The sequence below is a fragment of the Methylobacterium sp. WL7 genome (genome assembly GCF_008040085.1).
Classification (GTDB): Bacteria; Pseudomonadota; Alphaproteobacteria; order Rhizobiales; family Beijerinckiaceae; genus Methylobacterium; species Methylobacterium mesophilicum.
Window position 1 is genome coordinate 1 of record NZ_VRVG01000194.1, and the last position, 6,648, is coordinate 6,648.

At 71.5% G+C, this 6,648-nt stretch carries 3 protein-coding genes; all 3 read right to left on the reverse strand.

Features of this window, described 5'->3' with window-relative positions; all coding sequences use genetic code 11:
- Window positions 1–135 precede the first annotated feature (135 nt).
- The 3 genes from FV233_RS27450 to FV233_RS27460 all read right to left on the reverse strand — a co-directional run bounded on the left by FV233_RS27450 (window position 136) and on the right by FV233_RS27460 (window position 6,277).
- Window positions 136–2,190: a PAS domain-containing sensor histidine kinase gene (locus tag FV233_RS27450; protein ID WP_147899415.1), complete on the reverse strand. Its 2,055-nt coding sequence runs from the start codon at window positions 2,188–2,190 to the stop codon at window positions 136–138.
- Window positions 2,187–3,713, reverse strand: coding sequence for an ATPase domain-containing protein (locus tag FV233_RS27455; protein ID WP_147856570.1), 1,527 nt, complete (start codon window positions 3,711–3,713; stop codon window positions 2,187–2,189). Before FV233_RS27455 ends, FV233_RS27450 begins: the two co-directional genes overlap by 4 nt.
- Window positions 3,714–3,853: 140 nt before the next feature.
- A complete protein-coding gene (locus FV233_RS27460) occupies window positions 3,854–6,277 on the reverse strand; it encodes a PAS domain-containing sensor histidine kinase (RefSeq protein ID WP_147856571.1) in 2,424 nt (807 codons plus the stop codon).
- Between the last annotated feature and the right edge of the window lie 371 nt (window positions 6,278–6,648).

The following is a 6,648-nucleotide window of genomic DNA, read 5'->3' on the forward strand; positions in this document are numbered from 1 at the left end:
CCGGTAGCTCGTCAGGCTCATAACCTGAAGGTCACAGGTTCAAATCCTGTCCCCGCAACCAAATCCCTCTCGACCACCCGACCACCACCAAAAACCCGGCCCGCTCACGCGGACCGGGTTTTTCGTGATCGGGGTTCAGCGTCCTTCGCCGCCGAGCACGAGGCGCAGGGACCGGGCGAGTTCGTCGCGGCGGTAGGGCTTGTTCAGGACCGGCAATTCGCCGTGGCCGATGACCTGGCCCTCGTCGAGATTGGCGACATAGCCCGAGGTGAGCAGCACCTTGATCCCGGGGCGCATCCGCTGGGCTTCGACGGCGAGCTGCGAGCCGTTCATGCCGCCCGGCATGACCACGTCCGAGAACAGGATGTCGATGCGCTCCACGCCCCGGAGATGGTCTAAGGCCTCGGCGGCGTTGCGGGCGATGATGACCCGGTAGCGCAGCTCCTCCAGGCTCTCCACCGCCATGCCGAGCACCTGCTCGTCATCCTCGACCAGCAGCACGGTCTCGCCCTCGCCGGCGCGGCGCAGGGGAATCGTCCGCAGCGCGCCGGCCCCGGTCTCCTCGTCGGCCGGGTCGGTGGAGCGCGGGAAGTAGAGGTTCACGGTGGTGCCGGCCCCGACCGCGGAGGCGATGTCGACGAAGCCGTTGGCACTGCGGGTGAAGCCGTAGACCTGGCTGAGCCCGAGCCCGGTCCCCTTGCCGACCTCCTTGGTGGTGAAGAACGGCTCGAACACCCGCTGGAGCTTGTCCGGCGGGATCCCGGCGCCGGTATCGGTGACCGAGACCAGCACGTAGGGGCCGGGCGCCACGCCTTTCTCGGTCACCGCGCCGGTGCCGAGATGGACGTTGCGGCTCGTGACGGCGATCCGGGTGTGACCCGGCCGGCCCTCCATGGCGTCGCGGGCGTTGACGATCAGGTTGAGCACCGCGGCCTCGAACTGTGCGGGGTCGATGCGGATCGGATCGAGGGCGGGGTCGAGGTCGAAGGCGAGCTCCACCGCGCCCCCGGCGGCCCGTTCCGCGAGGGGCCGGAAATCCAGGAGCAGGCGGTTGGGATTGAGCGTCTGCGGCCGCAGCATCTGCCGGCGGGAGAACGCCAGGAGTTGCTGGGTCAGTTGCTCGCCCCGCCGGGCCGCGCCCATGGCGGCCTCCGCGAGGCGCTTGACCCGATCGACCTGCTCCGGCCGGCGGAGCACCATGTCGAGCCCGCCCACGATGACGGTGAGCAGGTTGTTGAAGTCGTGGGCGACGCCGCCGGTGAGCTGGCCGATCGCCTCCATCTTCTGCGCCTGGCGCAGGGCCTCCTCGGTGACGTGCTGGTCGGTGCGGTCCATCAGGATGCCGGCGATCCGGGTCGCGGTGCCGGCCGCGTAGGACTTGACCTGTCCCCGCAGGGCGATCCAGCGCACCGCCCCGTCGACCCGGCGGATCCGGCATTCCAGATCGAGCCGGCCGGTCGATCCGACGGCGGAGAAGGCCCGGTCGACGCCCGCCCGATCCTCCTCGACGACGTGGGCCAGGAAGGTCTCCCGGTTCCAGAACGCCTGGGGCGCGTCGTAGCCGAACACGGTGTCGAAGCGGGGCGAGCGCCGGGACGCGCCGGTGCCGTAATCGAGGTCCCAGGATCCCATGCCGGCGGCGTCGAGGGCGAAGGCGAGGGTCTCGTGGGCGGTCTCGACCTCCCGGGTCCGCTCGGCCACGCGCCGCTCCAGCCCCTCGTTGGCGAGTCTGAGCTGCTCCCGGTCGCGCTCGCGCTCCAGGAGACGCTCGCGCGCCTGGTATTGACGACGGCGCGCCCGCAGGGCCGCGGCCGTGGCGCTGACCAGGGTCTCGGCGTTGATCGGGCGCTCCAGCAGGACCACGTTGCCGAGCCGGGCGAGGAGCTGGGACGCGCGCTGGGAGCGGTGCCCGAGCTGGCGGGTCGCCAGCACGATGAACGGGAAATCCGACCAGGCGGGCTGCGCCTCGAGCCACGCGAACAGGTCCGGCGGCCCGGTCTCCCCGAGGGCCTCTTCGGTGACCAGCGCCGCGGCGGCCCCGGTCCGGAGGGCGTCGATCCAGCCGGGGAGATCGGGACAGATTGCGGCCGGCGTGCCGGCCCGGGCGAGCACCTGCTCGACCACCGCGGCGTCGCGCCCGCGCGGCGCCAGGATCAGGACGCGCGTCTCGTCCTGCGCCGACGCCGTCACGGGGCGCGGCCGCCGGCGGGCGCGTCGTCGCCGCTCAGCATCGCCACCGTGCCGCGGTAGGAGGGCAGGCCGGTGAGCACGCCCTCGAAATCGGCCAAGGCCTCGCCGACCTGGATCCCGTGCGCCGACAGCTTCATCTCGCGGATGGTGCGCTCGTGCGCGTTGACCCGGCTCTTCACCACGGACAGGGCCGTGCGGACCTCACCCTTGGCTTCGAAGAAGCGGAACAGCAGGATCGAATCGCTGAGATAGCTGAGATCGATGTCGGTGCGGACCTCGCCGATGACCCCGTGCTGCCCCAGGACCAGCAGCGTCGTGACGCCCTGCTGGTTCAGGTAGCTCAGCATCTCGTGCATCTGCAGGATGAGATACTCCTCGCCCGGCATCGCGTGCAGGTAGGCGTTCAGGCTGTCGATCGCGACGACGCTGGAGCCGCGCTCCTCCACGCCCTGCCGGACCATGCTGGAGAACTCCCCGGGGGAGAGTTCGGCCGGGTCGATCTGCGTGATCGTCAGGCGCCCGGCCGCGATATGCGGGCTCAGGTCCATGCCAAGGGTCGCCGACCGCGCGAGCAGGGTCGCGAGGCCCTCGTCGAACAGGTAGTAGGTGCCCCGCTCGCCGCGCTCCAGGGCGGTCAGCATGCAGCGGATGGCCATGGTGGTCTTGCCCACCCCGGAGGGGCCGAGCAGCAGGGTGTTGGTGCCGGGCACCAGTCCGCCGCCGAGCAGCAGGTCGAGCGCGTCCGAGCCCGTGGAGCGCGCCGTCGCGTCGAACGGCGTGTGGTGCTCCGCCGCGATCAGGCGCGGGAACGCCAGGATACCGCCGGTCTCAAGCAGGAAGTCGTGGTAGCCGCCCCGGTACTTGATGCCCCGCATCTTGACGATGCGCAGGCGCCGGCGCTCGGAGCCGAACTCGCGCGGGGACTGCTCCAGCGAGACCACCCCGTGGGCGATGCTGTGGAGCTGCAGGTCGCCCGTCTCCGAGGTGCGGTCGTCGAGCATCAGCACGGTGCAGGCCCGCTTGGCGAAGAACTGCTTGAGCGCCAGGATCTGGCGGCGGTAGCGCAGCGGGTTCTGGGCCAGCAGGCGCAGCTCCGACAGCGAGTCGAACACGACCCGCTCGGGCTTCAGCGCCTCGACCCGGGCGATGACCTCCCGGACGGTCTCGCCGAGCTCGATCTCGGACGGGTGGAGGATCGACTGCTCGCTGTCGGGGTCGAGCCCCATCTCGTTGACGAGCTCGTAGAGTTCGATGCCGTCGAGGGACCAGCCGTGGGTCGCGGCGGACGCGCGGAGCTCCTGGCCGGTCTCCGACAGGGTGACGTAGAGCGTCGGCTCGCCCCGGGCCGCGCCCGCGCGCAGGAACTGGAGCGCCAGGGTGGTCTTGCCGGTTCCGGGCGTGCCCTCGAGCAGGTAGAGCCGGCTCGGGGTCAGGCCGCCGCAGAGGATGTCGTCCAGACCGGGAACGCCCGTCGAGATTCGCGGCGCCGGACCGGCCGGGAACGCCGTTTCGGTATCGGTCATCGGCTTGCTCTACGCTTCCCCCCGCGGTCCCACGCGCCCCGGTGCCGCGCGCACGGTAGCGGCCGCGCCACGCCTTGTCAGTGCCGCCGGCGCCGCAGCAGCCGTGAGGCGCCCGTGCGCCGCGGGACAGCGCGGGGGCCTCACGTCTCGATCATGTCCCGGATGCGCGAGGCCAGCGCCTCGATCACGAAGGGCTTGGTGAGGACCTGCATGCCGTCGTCCAGGTAGCCGTTGCCCACCGCGGCGTTCTCGGCATAGCCGGTGATGAACAGCACCTTGAGCCCGGGACGGGTCTCGCGGGCGGCATCGGCCACCTGCCGGCCGTTCATGCCGCCCGGCAGGCCGACATCGGTGATCAGCAGGTCGATCCGCACGTCCGATTGCAGGACCTTCAGCCCGGACGGGCCGTCGGCGGCCTCGATGGCCATGTAGCCGAGATCCTCCAGGACCTCGGTCACCAGCATCCGCACGGAGGGCTCGTCGTCGATGATCAGGACCGTCTCGCCCTGCTCGGCCCGGGGCGCCGCGGCGGGATCCGGCATCGCCACCGCGGCGGCGATGTCGCCATGGAAGCGCGGCAGGTAGAGGCACACGGTCGTGCCCTGACCGACCTCGGAATAGATCCGCACCTGCCCGCCCGATTGCCGGGCGAAGCCGTAGATCATCGACAGGCCGAGCCCGGTGCCCTGCCCGATGGGCTTGGTGGTGAAGAACGGGTCGAAGGCCTTGGCGATCACCTCCGGGGGCATGCCGGTCCCGGTATCGGACACGCAGAGCGACAGGTACTGGCCGTGCGGCAGGTCGCGCTCCCGGGCGGCGCGGTCGTCGAGCCAGCGGTTGGCGGTCTCGATGGTGATGCGCCCGCCTTCCGGCATGGCGTCCCGGGCGTTGATGCACAGGTTCAGGAGCCCGTTCTCGAGCTGGCCGGGATCGACCAGGGCGGGCCACAGGCCGGCCGAGCCGACGACCTCGATATGGATCGACGGGCCGACGGTCCGGCGGACCAGCTCCTCCATGCCGTGGACCAGGACGTTCACGTCGGTGGGCTTGGGGTCGAGGGTCTGGCGGCGCGAGAAGGCGAGCAGGCGGTGAGTCAGCGCCGCCGCCCGCTTGGCCGCGCCCTGGGCGGCGGTCATGTAGCGGTCGAGGTCGGTCATCCGACCCTGGCTCATCCGCGTCTGCAGCAGCTCCAGGCTGCCCGAGATGCCGGTGAGCAGGTTGTTGAAGTCGTGGGCGATGCCGCCGGTGAGCTGCCCGACCGCCTCCATCTTCTGCGACTGCCGCAGGGCCTCCTCGACCTTCTCGCGCCGGGCGGCCTCTTCGGCCACGCGCCGCTCCAGGGTGGCGTTGAACGCCTCCAGGGCGGCCTTGGCGCGCAGCTCTTCCTCGATGTTGCGGGCCTCGATGACCGTGCCGATCGGCTCGCCGCGCTCGTTCCGGATCGGGCTCGCGGTGAAGCCTACGGGATAGAACGAGCCGTCCTTGTGGACGAAGACCTCCTCGCCCTGCTCGCGCTCGTTCTCCGGGAAGGCCTGGTCGATCGGGCATTCGCAGAGCGGGTAGGGCGATCCGTCCGGCCGCGTGTGGTGGACCACGTCGTGCAGGGCGCGGCCCTCGGTCTCCTCCAGGGCGAAGCCGGTGAGCGTCTCGGCGGCGCGGTTCATGTAGCTGCAGTGCTGGCGCTCATCCATCAGGAAGATCGCCTGCGAGGTGTTGTTGAGGATGGCGTCGAGGCGGCGCGAGGTCTCGACCAGGCGCTCCTCGGCGGCCTTGCGGTCGTGGATGTCGGTGACCGAGCCGATATAGCCGCGGAAGCCGCCATCCTCCCCGAGGCGGGGCTGGGCCGCGTCGATGAACCAGCGGTAGCGGCCGTCGGCGCCGCGCAGGCGGTACTCCACCCGGAAGGCGCCATGCCGGGCGTTGGCCTCCAGGAACGCCTGGCCCGACGAATCCCGGTCGTCCGGATGCACGGCGTCGAGCCAGCCGAGGCCGTGGCTCTCCGGGATGGTCTGGCCGGTGTACTCGTACCAGCGCCGGTTGAGATAGGTGCAGGCTCCGTCGACCCCAGTCATCCACATCATGACCGGGGCGTGGTCGGCCATGTTGCGGAACCGCGCCTCGCTCTCCCGGAGCGCGGTCTCGGCCCGCATCCGGGCCGTGGTCTCCGTGCAGGTGCAGAACACCCCGGCCACCGCGCCGTCCGCGTCCCGGAGCGGCGCGCAGGAGAGGGTGAACCAGGTCTCCTCGTCGTAGCCGTGGCGGTTCATGACCAGGGGCCGGTTCTCGACCCAGGTCGCCTCGCCGGCCATCGCCGCCTCGACGAGGGGCGCGAGGTCGGCCCAGATCTCCGCCCAGACGTCCCGGAGGCGCGCACCCATGGCGGCCGGATGCTTGCTGCCCAGGACATCCGCGTAGGCGTCGTTGTAGAGGAGGCCCAGCGCCGGCCCGACGGCCACGAACATCGGGAACCCCGACCCGTGGATCAGGCTCACGGCGGCCGACAGCCACTGGGGCCAGCGCTCGGGCGGGCCCAGCGGCGAGGACGACCAGTCGAACGCGCGCATGACGGCGCCCGCCGCGCCGCCGCCCGCGGCCAGAGCCGGACCGTCCCAACCTGCCTCCCCGTCCTCCGAACGCCCCGTCACCCTCGCCAACCCGGTCTCCTTGGCACTCGCGCCCGCCTGCGCCGTGCAACAACGCCGCTCGGCGGCGGCCGTTCTCGACTCGGCGCCGAAGGCTGCCGGGCCCGGCCCTTGTCGCCCCTGCGGCGGGCGGCGCCAAGTCTCCATCCGGAACCCGGATCCGGATCGACGGACTTGCGCGCGCGGCGAGGGGGAAATACTGGCCCTGGCCGGCACCCGCGGGTACCTGCGGCTTTCGAGCCGGTCTGAATTGCCGTGCGCCCCGCTCCGCGAGGCGCTATGCCCCCTGAACC